Source organism: Bradyrhizobium sp. 1(2017) (assembly GCF_011602485.2).
In the GTDB taxonomy this organism is placed as follows: Bacteria; Pseudomonadota; Alphaproteobacteria; order Rhizobiales; family Xanthobacteraceae; genus Bradyrhizobium.
Window position 1 is genome coordinate 7644956 of sequence record NZ_CP050022.2, and the last position, 20141, is coordinate 7665096.

16 protein-coding genes and 1 pseudogene are annotated in these 20141 nt (G+C 63.6%); 6 read left to right on the forward strand and 11 right to left on the reverse strand.

The window, feature by feature from the left end; genetic code table 11:
- The first annotated feature begins 159 nt into the window (after positions 1 to 159).
- Together HAP40_RS36225 and HAP40_RS36230 are read left to right on the forward strand one after the other, a co-directional pair.
- On the forward strand, positions 160 to 1710 hold the full coding sequence (locus HAP40_RS36225) for an acyl-CoA synthetase (protein ID WP_166812274.1): 1551 nt from the start codon (positions 160 to 162) through the stop codon (positions 1708 to 1710).
- A gap of 76 nt (positions 1711 to 1786) precedes the next feature.
- The gene (locus HAP40_RS36230) at positions 1787 to 3010 is read left to right on the forward strand and encodes an ABC transporter substrate-binding protein (RefSeq protein WP_166812272.1); all 1224 of its coding nucleotides are present in this window, start codon (positions 1787 to 1789) and stop codon (positions 3008 to 3010) included.
- Positions 3011 to 3087: 77 nt separating this feature from the next.
- Here the strand turns inward: HAP40_RS36230 and HAP40_RS36235 are convergent, their stop codons facing one another.
- Positions 3088 to 3858, reverse strand: a complete 771-nt coding sequence (locus HAP40_RS36235) for a helix-turn-helix transcriptional regulator (protein WP_166812270.1) — start codon at positions 3856 to 3858, stop codon at positions 3088 to 3090.
- A 186-nt stretch (positions 3859 to 4044) separates the two neighbouring features.
- Between HAP40_RS36235 and HAP40_RS36240 the strand changes: the two genes are divergently transcribed.
- The 4 genes from HAP40_RS36240 (at position 4045) to HAP40_RS36255 (ending at position 10382) form a co-directional block, all read left to right on the forward strand.
- Positions 4045 to 6306 (forward strand): marine proteobacterial sortase target protein, encoded by a 2262-nt coding sequence (locus tag HAP40_RS36240; protein ID WP_166812268.1) that lies wholly within the window; start codon positions 4045 to 4047, stop codon positions 6304 to 6306.
- 176 nt (positions 6307 to 6482) lie between these two features.
- Positions 6483 to 7052, forward strand: coding sequence for a class GN sortase (locus HAP40_RS36245; RefSeq protein WP_166812266.1), 570 nt, complete (start codon positions 6483 to 6485; stop codon positions 7050 to 7052).
- Positions 7053 to 7188: 136 nt separating this feature from the next.
- Positions 7189 to 9408: an acetate--CoA ligase family protein gene (locus HAP40_RS36250; protein ID WP_166812264.1), complete on the forward strand. Its 2220-nt coding sequence runs from the start codon at positions 7189 to 7191 to the stop codon at positions 9406 to 9408.
- A 152-nt stretch (positions 9409 to 9560) separates the two neighbouring features.
- A complete protein-coding gene (locus HAP40_RS36255; protein ID WP_166812262.1) occupies positions 9561 to 10382 on the forward strand; it encodes an MlaD family protein in 822 nt (273 codons plus the stop codon).
- A gap of 1 nt (position 10383) precedes the next feature.
- Here HAP40_RS36255 and HAP40_RS36260 read toward each other — a convergent pair whose 3' ends face one another.
- The 10 genes and pseudogenes from HAP40_RS36260 to urtB form a co-directional block, all read right to left on the reverse strand.
- The gene (locus HAP40_RS36260; RefSeq protein ID WP_246741216.1) at positions 10384 to 12888 is read right to left on the reverse strand and encodes an autotransporter outer membrane beta-barrel domain-containing protein; all 2505 of its coding nucleotides are present in this window, start codon (positions 12886 to 12888) and stop codon (positions 10384 to 10386) included.
- 9 nt (positions 12889 to 12897) lie between these two features.
- Positions 12898 to 12981 (reverse strand): annotated as a pseudogene (locus tag HAP40_RS37450) (hypothetical protein); the annotation flags it as partial.
- A complete protein-coding gene (locus HAP40_RS36270) occupies positions 12942 to 13403 on the reverse strand; it encodes a hypothetical protein (protein ID WP_246741215.1) in 462 nt (153 codons plus the stop codon). The gene HAP40_RS36270 and the pseudogene HAP40_RS37450, both read right to left, overlap by 40 nt.
- 331 nt (positions 13404 to 13734) lie before the next feature.
- Complete coding sequence (locus tag HAP40_RS36275; RefSeq protein ID WP_166812260.1) at positions 13735 to 14775, reverse strand: aliphatic amidase; 1041 nt, start codon at positions 14773 to 14775, stop codon at positions 13735 to 13737.
- Positions 14776 to 14874: 99 nt separating this feature from the next.
- Positions 14875 to 15252, reverse strand: coding sequence for an FmdB family zinc ribbon protein (locus HAP40_RS36280; protein WP_166812258.1), 378 nt, complete (start codon positions 15250 to 15252; stop codon positions 14875 to 14877).
- A gap of 80 nt (positions 15253 to 15332) precedes the next feature.
- Positions 15333 to 16562, reverse strand: a complete 1230-nt coding sequence (gene fmdA / locus HAP40_RS36285; protein ID WP_166812256.1) for a formamidase — start codon at positions 16560 to 16562, stop codon at positions 15333 to 15335.
- A 27-nt stretch (positions 16563 to 16589) separates the two neighbouring features.
- A complete protein-coding gene (gene urtE, locus HAP40_RS36290; RefSeq protein ID WP_166812254.1) occupies positions 16590 to 17279 on the reverse strand; it encodes an urea ABC transporter ATP-binding subunit UrtE in 690 nt (229 codons plus the stop codon).
- A gap of 11 nt (positions 17280 to 17290) precedes the next feature.
- Positions 17291 to 18046: an urea ABC transporter ATP-binding protein UrtD gene (gene urtD, locus HAP40_RS36295; protein ID WP_166812252.1), complete on the reverse strand. Its 756-nt coding sequence runs from the start codon at positions 18044 to 18046 to the stop codon at positions 17291 to 17293.
- A gap of 11 nt (positions 18047 to 18057) precedes the next feature.
- Entirely contained in the window at positions 18058 to 19197 is a 1140-nt protein-coding gene (gene urtC, locus HAP40_RS36300; RefSeq protein ID WP_166812250.1) for an urea ABC transporter permease subunit UrtC, read from the reverse strand.
- 17 nt (positions 19198 to 19214) lie between these two features.
- Entirely contained in the window at positions 19215 to 20141 is a 927-nt protein-coding gene (gene urtB, locus HAP40_RS36305) for an urea ABC transporter permease subunit UrtB (protein WP_166812248.1), read from the reverse strand.

Genomic DNA, 20141 nt, shown 5'->3' on the forward strand with positions numbered 1-20141 from the left:
CCAGCAACTCAACGCAAGACGATTTTCGTCCCTCGCGGGCCAACTCCGGATCAAAAAAAGACGTGGTGGTGCACAAACTCAGGCTGGCCCCAGGGCCATGCCGGGCATGGTGCACGGTAACAAGGATGCGGGCGGTGCAGGGCCGCCGTGGGAGGACCTTTGGCCGTTCGTTACTACGATTGGATCGCCCATCATGGCCGCCGCACGCCTGGTAAGGTTGCGGTGATCGATCTCGCAAGCGAGCGCCGCTTCACCTATGCGCAGCTCGATGCCCGCGTTGCGCGCCTCGCCTCTTTCCTGCGCCACACGCTCAACGTTTCGCGCGGCGACCGCGTCGCGGTGCTGGCGCTGAACACGACCGATACGCTGGAAGTGCAGTTCGCCTGCGGGCGCCTTGGTGCCATCTTCGTACCACTGAACACCCGACTCACGGTTCCCGAGCTGCAGTTCATCGCCGCTGACTGCGCGCCGAATGTGATGATCCACGACACTGATCTGGCTGAGACCGCGCTCAGCGTCGCAAAGCTCTGCGGCGTCGCCACCAGCCTGCTGCTCGGCCCCGGCGGCGCCTATGAAGCCGGCATCGCCGCCGCAAAGCCGCTCGACCGCGCCGAAGAGGTCACGCTCGATGACGTCTCGACCATCATGTACACGTCGGGCACGACCGGACATCCCAAGGGCGCGACCATCACCCATGGCATGACCTTCTGGAATTGCGTCAATCTCGGGGGCCCGGCCTGCATCGGGCCGTCCTCGGTGCTGCTCACCGTGCTGCCGCTGTTCCACACCGGCGGGCTCAATTGCTACACCAATCCCGTTCTGCACGCCGGCGGCACCGTGATGATCATGCGCGCCTTCGATCCCGGCGCGGCGCTTGGCCTGATCAACGACCCCGCGCAGGGCATCAACGTGTTCTTCGGCGTGCCCGCGATCTACCAGTTCATGGCGCAACACCCCGCCTTCGCCACGACCGACCTCAGCCGCCTGATCGTCGGCGGTGTCGGCGGCGCGCCGATGCCGGTGCCGCTGCTGAAAGTGTGGGAGGCCCGCGGTGTCGCACTTCAGCAAGGCTACGGCATGACCGAAACCTCGCCGGCCGTGCTGGTGCTCGATCGCGAGGATGCGGCGCGCAAGGCCGGGTCCGCCGGCAAGCCGGTTCTGCATACCGAGGTGCGCATCGTCCGTCCCGACGGCAGCGACGCCGATGTCGGCGAGCTCGGCGAGCTCTGGGTCAAGGGCCCCAACATCACGCCGGGCTACTGGAACAGGCCGGAGGCGAACAAGACCTCCTTCACCGACGGCTGGCTGCATACGGGCGATGCCACCCGTGTCGACGAGGAAGGTTTCTATTACATCGTCGACCGTTGGAAGGACATGTACATCTCCGGCGGCGAGAACGTCTATCCTGCCGAGGTCGAGAACGTCCTGCACCAGCTCAATGCCATCGCCGAAGCTGCCGTGATCGGCATTTCCGATCCGCAATGGGGCGAGGTGGGCCTCGCCATTGTCGCGGTCAAGCCCGGACAAGAGCTGACGGAGAGCGAGGTCTTCGCGCATTGCTCGGCCAATCTGGCGCGCTTCAAATGCCCGCGCCAGATTCGCTTCGTCGAGGCGCTGCCGCGCAACGCGACCGGCAAGATCCACAAGCCAACCTTGCGCAAGGAGTTCTCGGTGGCTTCCGAAGTCGACAAGAAAGTCGCCACCGGCTGATCAAAGCGCCCTTCACGGGCGCTTTTTTTCTTTTTGAAGTGCCTGCCCAACCCACAAGAAACGCCAAGGAATTTCCATGAAGAACAAGAAACTCGTCCTCCTCGCCGCGGCAGCGGCCCTGACATTGCTCTCGGTTCAAGGCGCCTACGCGCAGAAAAAATACGACACCGGCGCCAGCGACACCGAGATCAAGATCGGCAATGTCGAGGCCTATTCCGGCCCGGCTTCGGCCTACGGCATCATCGGCAAGACCGAGGAAGCCTATTTCAAGATGATCAATGACCAGGGCGGCATCAACGGCCGCAAGATCAACTGGGTCTCCTACGATGACGGCTATTCGCCGCCCAAGACCGTGGAGCAGGTCCGCAAGCTGATCGAGAGCGACGAGGTGTTCCTGGTCTTCAACGCGCTGGGCACGCCGACCCAGACCGCCGTGCAGAAGTATCACAATTCCAAGAAGGTGCCGCAGCTCTTCCTCGCCACCGGCGCCAGCAAATGGAACGACCCGAAGAACTTCCCCTGGACCATGGGCTTCCAGCCCAGCTACCGGGTCGAAGCCCAGATCTTCGCAAAATACATTCTGAAGGAGAAGCCGGACGCCAAGGTCGCGATCTTCTATGCCAACGACGATTTCGGCAAGGACTACGTCGCCGGCATCAAGGACGTGTTCGGTGACAAGGCATCGAAGCTGATCGTGGCCGAAGAAAGCTACGAGACATCGGAGCCGTCGATCGACGCCCATATCGTCAAGCTGAAGGGCACCGGCGCCGATGTGTTCGTGAACATCGCAACTCCGAAATTCGCGGCGCAGGCCATCAAGAAGATCGCGGAGCTGGAGTGGAAGCCGATGCACCTCATGACCGACGTCTCGGTGTCGATTGGTGCCGTGATGAAGCCGGCCGGTCTCGAAGCATCCGAAGGTGTGCTGTCGGCTGGCTACCTGAAGGATGCATCGGATCCCCAGTGGAAGGACGACGAAGGTATGAAGAGATTCATGACCTTCATCGACAAGTACATGCCCGGCGCCAACATTTCGGATGCCAATCTGGTTTATGCCTACGCCGCGGCCCAGACGATGGTGCAGGTGCTGAAGCAGTCGGGCGACAATCTAACCCGTGAGAACGTGATGAAGCAGGCCGCCAGCCTGAAAGACTTCGTCCCCGACACGCTGATCCCGGGAATCAAGATCAACACCTCCGCCACGGACTTCGCACCGATCGAGCAGCTCAAGATGTGGCGGTTCAAGAAGGGCCAGTGGGAGCTGTTCGGCGACATCATCAGCGCCGAAACGGGTGGCTAGCTCGCGGCGATCAGGCCCTGACCCGAAAGATGGCGGCCGAGAGGCCGCTATCTCTTTATCTGCAAGCCACCAAGAGCCTATACCGGAAGAAACAGTGCAAATGGCTCCTCGACGGTGCGCCGCAGATGCTTCCGGTACAAGGCATGGTTGGGGTCGTCGGGCGCAACACGCCCCAAGGAAGGCTTCGGGACGTTCTTGAGCGGCACGTAGGCGATCGGCGCGGCGATCGGCGTGAGCTGCGAGCCGGGACCGGCGCGGAGAGTCGAGATGATGCCGTACATCTCGCCGGCAACCGTCGGCCGCGACACCGTGATGACGCGATGCTGACCGTGCTTGATGATGACGAGGTAGATGAAGCCGGATTGGTGGGGAACGGCGACCTCGCCGGTATGTTCATAGGCAGCATCGGTCCGATCACCCTCGCGAAAGACCAATGAAGAAACTTTCGGCTCCCAGACGATCTCGGTGCGATAGGCGAAGATCGCATCCTTGTCGCCGAACGACGGCCGCAGAGTGATGTAGACGTCCTCGAGCCAGGTCACCGCGCGATGCGCATAGGAGCCGAGGCTGTCGGGCGCGACATCGCTGGCGGCGGGCGGCATCGCCACGACGACGCTTTTGCGCAGGGAGACGCCCAGCGCCTGCTCCAGCCGGACGGTCGTCGCCAGCGTGAACGGCCTGCGGCCGCCGAGGACCTTCTCCAGCGTCGACAGGCTGAGCTTGGCTTGCTCGGCCAGCGCCTGCCGGGAGATCCGGCGTCTGGCAAGCTCCTCGCGAATGGTCTCGGCAATCTCCCGGCTCTGCTCGTCCGAAAGCTGCTTGTCGGTGATTTTATCCTGCGTCTGCATCAAAGCCCCGCTCCAGGACGGCCATTCTAGCAGGGCGGACAAACCAGCACAAAACCGCACATGGCCCTTCCGGCGGCGGCGCGCCCGGGCCGGCCGCGGCGGAACATTGCCGATCATTCTGCTCGCGAAATCGCCCCCTCCCGACCGATGCTCGCCATCGTCACACACCCTTCGGGAGCAGACCAAATGGACAATTGCAACACGGTCGACAGCAACGAACACCCCTGGCTGGGCAGACTGATCGTGGTCGGACTGTTCCTTCTGGCACAAGGCATCGCGGTGATCCTGGTCGCCTTCGTCGCCCTGCTGGTCAGCTTCGAGCCGGGCTGGTCGGCGACGACGGAGCAAGCGAGCCTTCTCCGGCCCGGCGATGCCCGCTCCGGCACGCTCTTCCTGAAGCAGGACGGCGCCACCACCGAAGCAATCCGCCTCGGCATCGACGTCGACGTCACGGTATCGGGCCCGACGCTGCGCGCCCGGGTCACGCAGATCTTCCGCAACCCGACCAAGGACTGGGTCGAAGCGACCTATGTCTATCCGCTCCCGACCGATGGTGCCGTGGATACGCTGAAGATGGTGGTGGGCGATCGCATCATCGTCGGCGACATCAAGGAGCGGCAGCAGGCCCGCGTGATCTACGAAGAGGCGCGTCGCGCCGGTCAGAAGGCCGCGCTCACCGAGCAGGAACGGCCGAACATCTTCACCAACTCGGTCGCCAATATCGGGCCCGGCGAAACCGTGCTGGTGCAGATCGAGTACCAGGAGCCGGTGCATCAATCCGGCAACGAATATTCGCTGCGCCTGCCGTTGGTGGTCGGGCCGCGCTACAATCCGGCGCCGATCGTGCAGAGCGTCGACTTCCGCAAGGACGGCTCGGGCTGGGGCGCCACCAGTTCGGACCCGGTTCCGGACCGCGACCGCATCTCGCCGTCCGTACGGGACCCTGCGCAGAATGCGCCGGTCAATCCGACCAGCATCACGGTGCGCCTGAAGGCCGGCTTTGCGCTCGGCGACGTCAGGAGTCACCACCATGGCGTCAAGATCGAGAGCCCGGACAATGCGACACGAATCGTCACGCTCGCCGAAGGCGCCGTGCCAGCCGATCGGGATTTCGAGCTGACCTGGAAGCCCGCTGCGGAGAAGGCGCCGTCGGTCGGCCTGTTCCGCGAGCATGTCGGGGATGCCGATTACCTGCTCGCCTTCGTCACGCCGCCCAGCGTCGATCAGGCAACGCAGAAGCCGCTGCCGCGCGAGGTCGTGTTCGTGATCGACAATTCCGGATCGATGGGCGGCACGTCGATCGTTCAGGCCAAGGCCAGCCTGACCTACGCCCTCTCTCGCCTCCAGCCGACCGATCGTTTCAACGTCATCCGATTCGACGACACCATGGATATGCTGTTTCCGGCCTCCGTGCCGGCGGATGCCGCGCATGTCGATGAGGCGACCTCTTTCGTCAGCGCCCTGCAGGCGCGCGGCGGCACCGAAATGGTGCCGGCGATGCGCGCGGCGCTGACCGACAAGCTCGGCGACACCGGCATGGTCCGCCAGGTCGTGTTCCTGACCGACGGTGCGATCGGCAATGAGCAGCAATTGTTCGAAACGATCACGGCGATGCGCGGCCGCTCGCGCGTGTTCATGGTCGGCATCGGGTCTGCGCCCAACACTCATCTGATGACACGCGCCGCCGAGCTCGGCCGCGGCGCCTTCACCCATATCGGCTCCGTCGAGCAGGTGGAGGAGCGCATGCGCGCCCTGTTCGCCAAGCTGGAAAATCCGGCCGTGACCGCTCTCACCGCGACGTTCTCCGAAGCCAAGGCCGACGTCACTCCGGCGATCATTCCCGACATCTATCGCGACGAGCCGCTGGTGCTGGCGGCGAAGCTCGACAAGCTCGCGGGCTCGCTCGAGATCAGGGGCCGCGTCGGTGATCGCCCGTGGTCGGTGACGCTGCCGCTTGAACATGCCGCCGAAGGCAAGGGCCTGTCAAAACTCTGGGCCAAGCGCAAGATCTCCGATGCCGAGGTGGCGCGCGCGCTGCGAGCGATGACGCCTGAGGAATCCGACAAGGCGATCCTGGCGCTGGCGCTCGACCATCAGATCGTCACACGGTTGACCAGCCTGGTCGCGATCGACAAGACGCCGAGCCGTCCCCAAGGCGAGTCGCTCAAGCTCAACGAGCTGCCGATCAACCTGCCGTCCGGCTGGGATTTCGAGAAGGTCTTTGGCGAGCGGCAGCAAGTGCCGGCCCAGTTGCGCGAACGCCACGCGGATGCGCGCAACCAGCCGACCGCGCGGCGGCCTGCTCCCACCGCGCCTGAGGCGATCCGCCTGCCCAAGACCGCAACCCCGGCCGGGCTGAAGATGATTGCAGGACTGATCCTGATCGTGCTCGCCCTGATCCTGTTCGTGGTCAACCGGCGTCGGCCTTTGCTCACCGACGCCGCTTGAGAGAGGAGCCCCCCGACTCCTCTGTTAGCGCGCGCGGCTGCCCGTCCTCTATCCAACGGCCGCGCGCGCCCTTTTTTGAGCAACCGTCACTGCGAGCGCAGCGAAGCAATCCAGACTGCCTCCGCGGAAAGACCCTGGATTGCCTCGCTTCGCTCGCAATGACGAGTGTGGAACCAATGTCCCGCCTCATCTCTCCCCTGGTCCTGGCGCTGATCGGCGTCATGCTGTTCGGTGACGGCGCCTACATCCACGCCAAGGCGTGGCTGGCGCAGCTGCTGCTGGAGCGCGCATTCGACAAGAGCGTTGCGGCGGGACAGGCGGTCAAGCCGTGGTCGTGGGCCGACACCTGGCCGGTGGCGCGGATCGAGGTCAAGCGGATCGGCGCCAGCGCCATCGTGCTGGAAGGCGTGAGCGGTCAGGCGCTCGCGTTCGGACCCGGTCATATCCAGCACACGGCTGCCGCGGGCGAACGCGGTATGGCCGTGTATGCCGCGCATCGCGACACGCATTTCCGTTTCCTGCGGGGTGTTGCCATTGGCGACGTCATCGATGTGACGCGCAGCGACGGTCAACAGTTTCGCTATCGCGCGGATTCCTCGGCCGTGGTTCGTTTCGATGCATCGGGTCTCGATGCCACGGCGGACGGTTTCGAGCTTGTTCTCGCGACCTGTTGGCCGTTCGACGCCGTCACCTCCGGTCCCGAGCGCTACATCCTGCATGCGACATTGATTGGAGCCGTCAAATAGACCGACCACGGGGCGACGCGCCGAGGCGCCACGCATTCCACCACGCGGCATTCCACTCACATGGTTGCCACCCCGGAGTTCTCGCCATAGAACAGAGTGACACACCACCAAGAACAACAACAGGTGAGGTCACGCCATGGAAGCTCAGGTGCCTGCTGCGTCGGTCTCTTCGCATCCATGGTCTCCGTCGCCCGACGCCAGCGATATCGTCAAGGGCATCCATGCCATGCTGCATCCGCACAACATCGTGCTGGTGGGCGCGACCGACAAGCCTGGCAACTATGCCGAGCGCATCTGGAACAATCTGGTCAAATACGGCTACGAGGGCGGGCTCTATCCGGTCAACGCCAGGCGCGACACCATCTGGAACGTTCCTTGCTACAAGGACTTTGCCAGCCTGCCGGAGAAGCCCGATCACGTCCTGGTGCTGGTGCCGGCGCGCGCAGCCGTGCAGGTGGTCCGGGATGCCGCCGCAGCGGGCGCGCGTTCGGCGACCATCGTCACGTCGGGCTTCAGCGAGTTGCAGGACGAGGAGAGCCAGAAGCTCGCCGCCGAACTGCAGGCTGCGGTGCGCGAGACGGGGCTGGCGGTCACCGGGCCGAACTGTCTCGGCAATTTGAGTGCCGGCGAAAAGCTCTTCACCAACATCGACGACCGTATCGTCACCATGGAGCAGGGGGCGGTGGCGATCGCCGGACAATCCGGCGCCATCGTCATGGCGATCCGGCAGGCGTTGGAGGATCGGGGCGTCGGCGTCGGCTACATGGTGACGACCGGCAACGAGGCCGGGCTCGAGACGCCGGACCTGATGCGCTATTTCGCCGAGGATCCGAGCATCAAGGTGATCGTCGTCTATCTCGAAGGCGTGCGCAACACCAAGGCCTTCCGTGACGCCTGCAAGGCGGCGCGTGCCGCGAGCAAGCCCGTGATCGCGCTCAAGCTCGGGGCGTCCGAAGGCGGCCGCGCCGCGGCGATGGCCCATACCGGCGCGCTCGCCGGCTCGATCGAGACCTTCGATGCCATCGCAACGCGCGAGGGCGTGATCCGGGTCGGCGGGCTCGACGAGCTGATCGAGACCACCGAATGCTTCGTTCACGCGGCCGTGCCCAGAGGCGACCGGCTCGCGGCAGTCACGCTCTCCGGCGGCAAGCGCGGCATGCTGCTCGACGCCTTCTATGCCGAGGGCCTGAACTTTGCGCCGCTGAGCCCGCATGTCGGCTCTGAGCTGGCAAAAATGCTCGGGCCGGGCTCGATCGTCGGCAATCCGCTTGATGCGGGCTTTGCCGCCGTGGTCGATCCCTCCGTCTACATGAAGTCGATCGAGCTGATGATCGACGATCCCGATATCGACATCGTCATCATCGACGCCGAGCTGCCGAAGGCGCCGCACGAGCTGCGCGAACGCAACTTGCGCATCGTCAACGAGATGGCGAGCAAGGCCGCAAAGCCCGTGATCTATATCAGCGCCATGTCGATCGGCTTCACCGAATTCACCAAATCCCTGCGCAAATCGCTACCGCATCTCGCCGTCATGCAGGGCATGGACCGCGCGGTGACGGCGATCAAGTCGCTGCTCGACTATGCGAAGCTGCGCAAGGAAGTCCCCGACATCGTCTCGGCCTCGAAGCCGGCCGCACGTGCCGTGCTGGAGAAGACGCTGAAATCAGCCAGCGGTGCCGCGCTCGACGAGGTTGCCTCCAAGAAGCTGCTGAAGGCCTACGGCATTCCAATCTCGAAGGAGGCGATTGCGCAGACGGCGGCGGAGGCAGTGAAGATTGCCAAGCAGATCGGTTTCCCGGTCGTGGCAAAACTCGTCAGCGCCGAAATCCTGCACAAATCCGATATCGGCGGCGTGGTTCTGAACCTCAACAGTGCCGCCGAGGTGAAGAAGGCGTTCGCCGACATCACTGCGCGAGTTGCGAAGCTGAAGGGCAAGCCGAAGCTCGACGGCATCCTGATCGCGCAGCAGGTCAAGGCCGAGCTCGAGCTCGTGGTCGGCGCCTCGCTCGATGCCGAGATGGGACCGGTCGTGCTGTTCGGCACCGGCGGCATCGACATCGAGCTGATGAAGGACGTCGCGCTCGCCGGCGCGCCGCTGGACGAGGCGGAGGCGCGACTGCTGATCGGCCGCACCAAGGCCGGGATCAAGATGCGCGGCTATCGCGGCAAGCCGGCGCTGCATGAAGCTTCCGCGGTGAAGGCGCTGGTCGGCCTGTCCAGCCTGATCGCCGATGCCGGCGACCGGATCGCCTCGATCGACATCAACCCGTTCCTGATCAACACCAAAACGGGCGTGGCGGTCGATGCGCTCATCGTGCTGAACAACGCAGCCGCCAAACGTGCCGCCGGGCATTGATGTCGCGTATGGCGGATGAGCGCAGCGTAATCCGCCAATGTGCACCGCGATGTTAGGTAAGGCGGGTTACGCTTCGCTAACCCGCCTTACCTAACATCGCGACCAAAGCAGCTCCTTCCAACTTCCCCGCTTTGGCCGTAAAATCGTCCTGCATGGCACGCGCGAGCAATCTGGTGATCGGAACGGCGACGCTGATGGCGATCGTCGTGGCGTTCGGCGGCGTGCTCGGCGTCCAGAAATGGCGCACCATTCAAAGCCGCAGCCAGTTGCGCGTGGTGTTCGAAGGCGGCTCCGCCAGCGGCTTGCGGCGTGGCGGGCCCGTCAATTTCGACGGCGTGCCTGCGGGCCAGATCCTGTCGATCAAGCTGGATAGTCCCCGCAGGATCGTGGCGCTTGTGATGCTCGACAACACCGCACCGATCCGCAAGGACACCGTCGCAGGCATCGAGTTCCAGGGGCTCACTGGCGTCGCCGCCATCTCGCTGATCGGAGGCGCTCCCTCCGCGCCGCCGGTGCCGCTGGACTTGGACGGCATCCCCATACTGACCGCCGACCTCAGCGACGCCGAGTCCATCGTGGAGACCCTGCACAGCGTCGATCGCACGATCGTGAGCAACGCCCCTGCGATCAAGGAGGGTCTGCGCACGTTCGAGACCTATACTGCCGATTTCAGGAGCAAGGGCGGCGAAATCGACGCCGTCATGGCCAAGGTCGACGGCGCATTCGCCGGCTTCGACAAGGCGGTCACGAAGATCGAGGGCGTGATGCCGGGCTTCGTTAACGGCAAGGCCGACGAGCTGTTCGAGAGGATACAGGGACTGCACGAACTCGCCGATACCATGAAGAAGAAATCGGCGGGGTACCTTGAGGACATCCGCCGCTCGCTGCTCGACGTCAGCGAAACCGCCAACAAGATGGCGGGAACGCCCGTGGCGCCGCGACCGCCGCGCAAGCCCACGGAACAGAAGCGCTAACTCACCACGCATAGCGCACGAGGCCCTTGCCGGCGTAGGAGCGGGTGACGTTCGAGAACTCGCCCTCGAAGGTCGCCGAGGCGGACCAACCGTTCATCCAGTTCATCTGCACCGACGCCGTGGTCAGCGCGGAATCGCGCGCCTGCGCGGCGCCGTTCACGACGAAGGCCGATCCCGGCAGGGTCTGAAACACCGCGCCGATGGTACGATCCGGATTGTAGTCATGCGCCCAGGCGAGACGGCCACGCAGGGTCATCAGGCCGCCGGCTGCGGCAAACGAGTTGTCCGCGCGCAGACCGAGCTCGGTGCGGGTGCTGGTCACGTCCTTGGCGGTATAGTTGAGGGCGAGGACGTTGCTGCCGGCCACTGCGAACTCTGAATAGCCCGGAAGGCTGAACATGGTGGCTTGGAGCGCCGCGTAGGGCGTGACACCGATCCATGACATCGCGTGGCGATAGCCACCCTCGAGGCGACCCGAGAACGCGTTGGTATTGAACTGGGCGCGCAGCTGGTCGAACCCGGCGGCGGTGACGATGCGATTGGTGGTGACGTCCTGCCAGCCATAGGCAAGCGCGGCCGTGACATAGGCGGGTCCGGCGGTGTGGCGCACGAAAGCGCCGGCCTGGAACAGATCGGAGTGGCCCCAGCCGAGGCCGCTGACGCCGAAGCTGGTGGCGCCGCCGGCAAGCGCGAAACCGGCGATGGTCGACGGCGAGAAACGGTAGTCGAGACCGACGGCCGTGCCGTAGAGGCTGCTGGTGGTGCTGTTCGAGCCGAGGCCGGCATTGCCGTCGGTGGTCTGGGAGCCGCCGTAACCGGCTGCCCACACGTCCCAGCGCTGCTCGAAGGTCGCGGCCGGTGCCTTGCGGTAGATCGAGGCGAACGCGTCGCGCGCGTCCTTGCGGCGCGCGGCGTAGGCACTTGCGCTCACATCATCGGCATATGGCGTCGCACCTGACATGCCGCTCCGTCCCGAATTGTGGACATCCGTCAGCAGGCCGAGGAACAGGTTCATCGCGTTGAACGTCGTCTGCTGCGAGCCGGTCGCGGACTCACCGGAAGCCTGCGTCAAGCCGTTGGGGCCGAGGCCCGCGAATTCGGCTCGCAGGAAGCCGTTGGTATTGAAAAAATTCTGAAGCGTGGTGGCGACGTTCTTCTGGTTGATGTTGAGCGCGTACTTCGCACCATAGTCGAGCGTAAAATTGAGATAGACAGTGCCGCTGGGATCCACGGTGGTCGTGCCGATGAGACCACCGGGCGCGGCAACGCCGGCAAAATTGTCGGTTGCGGTGCCGGAAAACTGCATGATCGTGTATTGGGGCAATATGGTGCTGCCGGCGTAGAGCGAGACGCCGACATTGCCATTCAGGGTGACGTTGCCGAAAACGTTGGCAAAGCTCGCGGTGGTTCCGCTGCCGACCTGAACGAGGTACAGCGCCCCGGACTGCAGGGCGAGGTCGCCTTGAACCCACATGCTCGATCCCGGCCCGCCATCGCCGGGCGCGTAGATGCCGCCGTTGGCGATGACGGTATTGCCGACGATTCCCGCGCCGAACAGCGCGCCGCCCGCGTTCACGGTGGTGAGGCTCGACTGCGAGATGTTGCCGTCGACGCGCAGGATGCCGCCGTTCACGGTGGTCGTGCCGGTATAGGCGTTGGTGCCAGAGAGGATCAGCGTGCCGCTGCCGACCTTTTCGAGCGAGCCCGGACCAGCAGGACCGCAACTGCAGGGATCAAAATCGCCGATGACACCGCTGACCTCAGTCGTGCGGTTGTTGCCCCCGACGACAAGGGTGTTGCCGCCGCCGATATAGTAGAAGCCGTTGCCTTCGATCGAGCCGGCCGTGATGCGGCCGTCGCCGTTGGGACCGACGCTGACCCCGAAATTGACGATACCCGTGTCGGTCGTGATGAAGCGCGCAGTGCCGCCGGTGGAATTATCGTAGAACTCCGTCTTGCCGCCGTCCTTGGTGACGATGGTGGCATTGCCGGCCGTGGTGAACGCGCCGAAATTTGTCCGGCCGCCGGACTCGTTGATGATCGTCGCGTTGCCTGCGGTCGCCGTATCCGATCCACTCATCGTACCAAATACGGTCCCGCTGAGATCGTTGTTCACGATGGTCGCCGAGCCCGCCGACGACTGCTCGAGGAACGCGGCGCCGCCGCCGTTCTGATTGGTGATGCTGGCCGTGCCCGCATTGGTGCGGGCAAAGAAGGCGGTGAACCCTCCATCGTTGTTGATGGTCGCCCGGCCAGCCGTCGCGGTGTCGGCGCCGCCCCCGGCCAAATCACCAAAGAACAACTGGCCTCTGTTGGTGATCGCCATCGAGCTGGCGGAGGTTGCGTTGCGAAACGTTGTCAGACCGGAGAACTCATTCAGGAACGACGTGACCCCCGACATGTCGGCATTGACGACGTTGAACAGACCCTCATTGGTGACGGCGCCAATGATGCTGGCGGTATGGCTCGCATCACCAAGCTGAAGTGAGCCGCAGTTACAGATCAACGTGCCACCGGAATAGGTATTTGCGCCGAGCAGCGCCAGGAAACCGGGTCCGTCTACGGTGATGCCGCCGCTGCCAGTGATGCGCGAGGCGATCGCTGCCGACGGGTCCCCGGTCCCTGTGACATCGTTGGTGACGAACGTGGTCCCCCCGGGGCCAGTCGAAGATCGCCGCCCTGGATCGTATAGATCGAACCGTCTCCGGTGAGGTCGAAGCCCACGAGACTGGTCAGTTGCACGCCACTTGGCGTAACCGTCACCGTCCCGCCTGTTGCCGGTGTCGAAGGGCCGCCGCTGCCGAACATCGTGCCGGCCGACAACGGATCGTAAGCGGTGCTGATCGAGCCGAAGAAGTCCGTCCAATTGGTGGTGGTGGCGTCCCAGACGCCGCCACCGCCGTTGACGGCACCGTTCGGTGTGGTCTGCGATCCATTGAAGTATTGCTGGGCTCCGGCCGGGGTCGTGACGACAGCCGCGCCCAAGGCGAGGCTCGCTCCGAATGCCGCGCGAATGGCCATGGGGCTCCGGCGCGAGCCACCAGGCCCACTCGATGGCAACCAAGCCCCCACGCTCTTCCCCTTACCCCGCGGCGCCCTCAGCGGCGCCGCGCGGAACTTAGGCCATGAGGCCGGCCGGTAGAACTACGGTGCATCCAGAATCCGCCAAAGGGTCCGCATCCCGAGCCGATTCAACAGTCCATGTTGCAAGCGCGCCACGGTTTGCCGGGCGCACTTCCAATTCCGCGCATGCGCCGACGTTTCAGACCGTCGATGCATATTGACGGCCATTCACATCGATGGCCGATCATCCCCGCATCAAGCTCCGCTCAACGCGTCCTTCCGGCGAAGGCTAGTAGTTGGACGCCGCCGCCTCGTTCGGGATGCCCTCGATCGGGCACTCGTCGGTGCCGGGCGTCGAGCGGGTCATGGCCTCCACCATGTCGCGGGTGCCTTCGGGATCGGCGATCCAGTTCTTGTAGAAATCATAGGGACAGGCGGCAACGCCGCGCGGATTGTCGCCGGAATTGATCATGCCGGTGTAACCGCGGTGGACCAGCTTGTAGAGATGATTCTGCGACTGGCCGTTGCGGCGCGCGTCGCGGATCAAATGTTTCGAGAGCTGCGCGTACTGGATGCCGTAATCCTCCTCGCCGCACTCGCCGAGCGTGCGGCCATCGAAGCCGATGATCGCGGAGTGGCCGAAATAGGAATAGACGCCGTCGAAGCCGGCGGCGTTGGCAACCGCCACGTAGACATTGTTGGCCCATGCCATCGCCTTGGAGATCATGACCTGCTGCTCCTTGGCCGGATACATGTAGCCCTGGCAACGTACGATCAGCTCCGCGCCCTTCATGGCGCAGTCGCGCCAGATCTCCGGATAGTTGCCGTCGTCGCAGATGATCAGGCTGACCTTCAGGCCCTTCGGCCCGTCCGAGACATAGGTGCAATTGCCGGGATACCAGCCTTCGATCGGCACCCACGGCATGATCTTGCGATATTTCTGCACGATCTCGCCCTTGTCGTTCATCAGGATCAAGGTGTTGTAGGGCGCCTTGTGCGGATGCTCCTCGTGGCGCTCGCCGGTGAGCGAGAACACGCCCCACACTTTCGCCTTGCGGCAGGCTTCGGCGAAGATCGCGGTCTCCTCACCGGGCACGACCGAGGCCGTCTCGTACATCTCCTTGGAATCGTACATGATCCCCTGCGTGGAATACTCGGGGAAGATCACGAGGTCCATGCCGGGCAGGCCAAGCTTCATGCCGACGATCATGTCGGCGATCTTGCGGGCGTTGCCGAGCACTTCGGCCTTGGTGTGCAGGCGGGGCATCTTGTAGTTCACCACGGCAACGCCGACGGTGTCGTTGCTGCTGGAGATATCACCGTGAAGCATTGTTGAGCGCTCCTGTCTTTTATTGGTTTGAGGTCATCGCGTGCGTACTTGCGCATGATCCCATCGGAAAACCGCTGCGCACTCTTTCAGGATCATGCGTCAGTGGCTAATCATCCAGGGGCGCGCGGTCGGAAAACCCTTGGCGCCGCCCCTGGTCTTGGTCACCAGCCGCGCGGGCTTCTTCCTGTCCGACGAACCCTTGTCCTTCACGGTCTTGCCCGACGAGCAGCAGCCGCAACCGGGGCCGTGCGAGGCCTTGTATTGCGCCAGCGTCCGCGGCGCGTGCGCGCTGCGCTCGTTGACGGCGTGCGCCTTGCGCTTGTCCGCCGGCATGCAGAAGAAATTCGGTGCGGTCAGGATGACGCGCGGCGCCATCGTCTCGCAATGCGGACAGCTTTGCGGATCGTCGCATTCCGCCATCGGGCGGAGGTCCTTGAACGGACCGCAATCATCACAGAGATATTCGTAGACCGGCATTGTTGATCCCTACGCCTTTGGTGATCGCGTGTACGAAGACAGCCCCTCTCCCCGAAGGAACGGGGAGAGGGAGCGCGGCGTCATTTGTCCGGCGAGATCGGCATCTGGACATCGCCGGTGATGTGCTTGATGGGCCCAGCCGCCGACGGCATCACGTCGAAGTCGAAGATCTCGGTCGGCAGCCACAGCGTGGCGCAGGCGTTGGGCACGTCGACCACGCCGGAGATGTGGCCCTGGCACGGCGCGGTGCCGAGGATCGAATAGGCCTGCGCACCGGAGTAGCCGAATTTCTTGAGATACTCGATCGCGTTGAGGCAGGCCTGGCGATAGGCGATGTGGACGTCGAGATAATGCTGCTTGCCGGCCTCGTCGACGGAGATGCCCTCGAAGATCAGATAATCCTTGTAGTTCGGCGTGATCGGCGACGGCTTGAAGATCGGGTTCTTGATGCCGTATTTCGCCATGCCGTCCTTGATCACCTCGACCTTCAGATGCAGCCAGCCCGCCATCTCGATGGCGCCGCAGAAGGTGATCTCGCCGTCACCCTGGCTGAAGTGAAGATCGCCCATCGAGAGACCGGCCCCGGGCACGTAGACCGGGAAGTAGATCTTCGAGCCGCGCGAGAGATCCTTGATGTCGCAATTGCCGCCGTGCTCGCGCGGCGGCACGGTGCGCGCGCCCTCCGCTCCGATCTTGGCCTTGACGTCGCCCTTGGCGCGGCCGCCATGGGCGGTCGGCGCGAAAGGCGGATTGGCAAGTCCAGGCACGCGCGTCGGATTGGTCGAGATCAGCTCCGCCTCGCGCTTGTTCCAGGTGTCCAGCATTTTCGGATCGGGCAGGCAGCCGATCAGGCCGGGATGGATCAGGCCGGCAAAGTTCACCCCGGGTACGTGGCGCGACGAGGTGTAGAGACCCTTGATGTCCCAGATCGATTTCTGCGCCAGCGGGAAATGGTCCGTGAGGAAGCCGCCGCCGTTCTGCTTGGAGAAGAAGCCGTTGAAGCCCCACAGGCTTTCCTTGAGCGGACCGACGTCGAGCAGATCGACGACGAGGAGATCGCCCGGCTCGGCGCCCTTGACGCCGATCGGACCGGACAGGAAGTGCACGATCGACAGGTCGATGTCGCGCACGTCATCCGCGGAATCGTTGTTCTTGATGAAGCCGCCGGTCCAGTCATAGGTCTCGATGATGAAATCGTCACCGGGATTGACCCAAGCCACGATCGGGATATCGGGGTGCCAGCGGTTATGCACCATGTCATTTTCATAGGCCGACTTGGTGAGATCGACCTTGATCAGTGTCTCTGGCATCGAGAGGCTCCCCTTTACTACGGTTGGTTAGACGGACAGATATTTCGAGACCTGCGCGGCATCGACTGCATCGCGCGGATCGTCCCGCACGATCTCGCCGTTCTCGATCACAAGCACGCGGTCGGCGATGTCGAGCGCGAAGCTCAGGACCTGCTCGGACACGACGATCGAAAGCCCCTTCTCGTCGCGGATACGCTTCAAGGTGCGCGCCATCTCCTTGATGATCGACGGCTGGATTCCTTCGGTCGGCTCGTCCAGCAGCAGGACTTTCGGTTTGGTGACGAGCGCGCGGGCGATGGCAAGCTGCTGCTGCTGGCCACCGGAGAGATTGCCGCCGCGGCGGCCCTTCATCTCCAGCAGCACCGGGAATAATTCGTAGATATCTTCAGGCACCTCGGATCCGCCGGAGACGACGAGGCCAGTCTCGATGTTCTCCTTCACCGTCATGGTCGAGAAAATCATGCGGCCCTGCGGCACATAAGCGAGGCCCTTGGCGACGCGCTCGTAGCTCTTGAGGCCACCGAGCTCGGCGCCGTCCATGTTCACCGAGCCGCTTTTCGCCGGCAGGATCCCCATCAGCGACTTCATCAGCGTGGTCTTGCCCATGCCATTGCGGCCCATGATCGCCACGATCTCGTTGGGCGCGACCTTGACGTTGAGCCCGTGCAGCACCTCGCTCTGGCCGTAGGCGACGTGAAGGTCTGAAATTGCCAGCATCGGCGTGCTCCTTAATGCCCGAGGTACACTTCAATGACCTTGGGATCGTTCTTCACCTTCTCCATCGTCCCCTCCGAGAGGATCTGGCCCTGGTGCAACACGGTGACCTTGTGCGCGATGTCTTCGACGAACTTCATGTCGTGCTCGATCACCAGCACCGAGCGGTTCTTGATGATGCGGTTGAGCAATTCGGCGGTCTTGGCGCGTTCGGACACGCTCATCCCGGCGACGGGCTCGTCCAACATCAGGAGGTCGGGGTCCTGGATCAGCAGCATTCCGATCTCGAGCCATTGCTTCTGGCCGTGGCTGAGCTCGTCGGCATAGGTGTTGAGCTTGTCCTTGAGGAAGATCATCTCCGCGACGTCCGCGACCCGCTCCTTCACCTTCTGGTCGCGCTGAAACGTCAGCGAGCCGAACACGGTACGGCCGCGCGGAAACGAGATCTCGAGATTCTCGAAGACGGTGAGGTCCTCGAACACCGAGGGCGTCTGGAACTTGCGCCCGACTCCGGTCTGGACGATCTCGTTCTCCTTCATCCTCGTGAGCTCCTTGCCACGAAACTGAATCGAGCCCGAGGTCGCCCTGGTCTTGCCGCAGATCAGGTCGAGCACCGTGGTCTTGCCGGCGCCGTTGGGACCGATGATGACGCGAATCTCGTTCTCCTCGACGTAAAAGGAGAGATCGTTGACCGCCTTGAACCCGTCAAACGAGACGGTCAATCCGGAGACAGCGAGCAGGAATTCCTTGGGTTGATGACCGACGAGCATGATCTATCTCCTCACTCTGCCGGCGCGCCGTCGGCGACCGAGCTGTCGCTCCAGTCCGACTTCGGCTTGCGCGAGGCGAACAGCCGGTCGATGCGCGGCTGCACGTAGTCAGCCCAGAGCCCGGACAGGCCATTCGGGAAGGCGAGCACGACCGCGATGAACAGCGCACCGAGACCGAACAGCCAGAGTTGCGGGAAGGATTCCGACAGGCTGGTCTTGGCGAAATTCACCAGGATGGCGCCCCAGATTGCGCCGAAGATCGACATCCGTCCGCCGACCGCGGTGTAGATCACCATCTCGATCGACGGCACGATGCCGACAAAGGACGGCGACATGAAACCGACATTGAGCGCGAACATGGCACCGCCGATCGCGGCGAAGACCGCGGCCATGCAGAAGGCGAAGATCTTGAAATTGGCGACGCTGTAGCCGGAGAAGCGGACGCGATCCTCCTGCTCGCGCATCGCCACCAGGATGCGGCCGAGCTTGGTCAGGCGGATGAATTGCGCGATGCCGATGCAGGCGAACAGCAGCACCACCTCGACGAAGTACAAGATGACCTTGGCGTGGTCGGGCCGGATGTCCCAGCCCTTGAGCGTGCGCAGGTCGGTCATGCCGTTGATGCCGCCGGTATAGCCCTGTTGACCGACGATCAGGATGGTGAGGATGGCGGCGACGGCCTGGGTGATGATGGCGAAATAGGTGCCGCCGACGCGGCGCTTGAACATCGCGGTGCCGATGATCAGGGCGAACAGGCCGGGGACCAGGATGATGGCGAGGATCGTGAAGGTGAGACTGTGAAACGGCTGCCAGAACAGCGGCAGCGACGTGATCTGATTCCAGTCCATGAAATCAGGAATTCCTGGCGTCGACTGGATCTTCGTGTTCTCGACGCTCGATGCCTCGAGCTTGAGGAACATCGCCATGCAATAGCCGCCGAGGCCGAAGAAGACGCCCTGGCCGAGGCTCAAGATGCCGCCATAGCCCCAGCACAGCACGAGGCCGAGCGCGACAAAGGCGTAGGTCAGATATTTCGCGACCAGATTGAGCCGGAACACATCCAGCGACAACGGCAGGATCACGAACAGCACGGCGGCCAGAACGATGAAACCCATGAGCTCGGATCGATTGAAGAAGCGTGAGTTGATCATGACTTGCCTGCTTCTCGTTATTTGCGGACCTTGAGGGCGAAGAGACCCTGCGGACGCAGCATCAGGATGCCGACGACGGCGAGCAGCGTGAGCACCTTGGCCATCGAGCCGGACATGAAGAATTCGAGCGTCGATTGCGTCTGCGAGATCGAGAACGCCGAGGCGATGGTGCCGAGCAGACTGGCGGCCCCGCCGAACACGACGACGAGGAAGGTGTCCACGATGTAGAGCTGGCCCGATGTCGGCCCGGTCGAGCCGATCATCGTGAAGGCGCTGCCGGCGACACCCGCGATGCCGCAGCCGAGCCCGAACGTGTAGCGATCGACCTTCTCGGTGTTGATGCCGACGGCGCCCGCCATGATGCGGTTCTGCACGACGGCGCGGACCTGGCGGCCCCAGCGCGACATATAGAGAACATAGGCAACAGAGATGGTGATCAGCACGGTGAGGCACATCACGAAGACGCCGTTGATCGGCACCTCGATACTGTCCGTGACGTGCAACGAGCCCAGCATCCATTGCGGCAGCTCGACGCCGACCTCGCGTGCGCCGAACACGGAGCGATAGGCCTGCTGCAGCATCAGACTGAGGCCCCAGGTGGCGAGCAGCGTATCGAGCGGTCGCTTGTAGAGGTGCCGTATCAGCACCCATTCCACCAGCATGCCCAGCGCACCGGACGCGACAAAGGCCAGGATCATCGCCAGAAAGAAGTAGCCGCCGAACAGGCTCGGCAGGTAGGCCTGGAAGAGATTGGAGGTCATCCAGGTGACGTAGGCCCCGAGGATCATGAACTCACCATGGGCCATGTTGATGACGCCCATCTGGCCGAAGATGATCGCGAGCCCCAGTGCCATCAGGACGTAGACCGAGAACAGGATCAGTCCCGCAAAGCCCTGCATGACGAAGATGGAGCCAAGGTCACCAAGCGAGTAGTCGCCGAACAT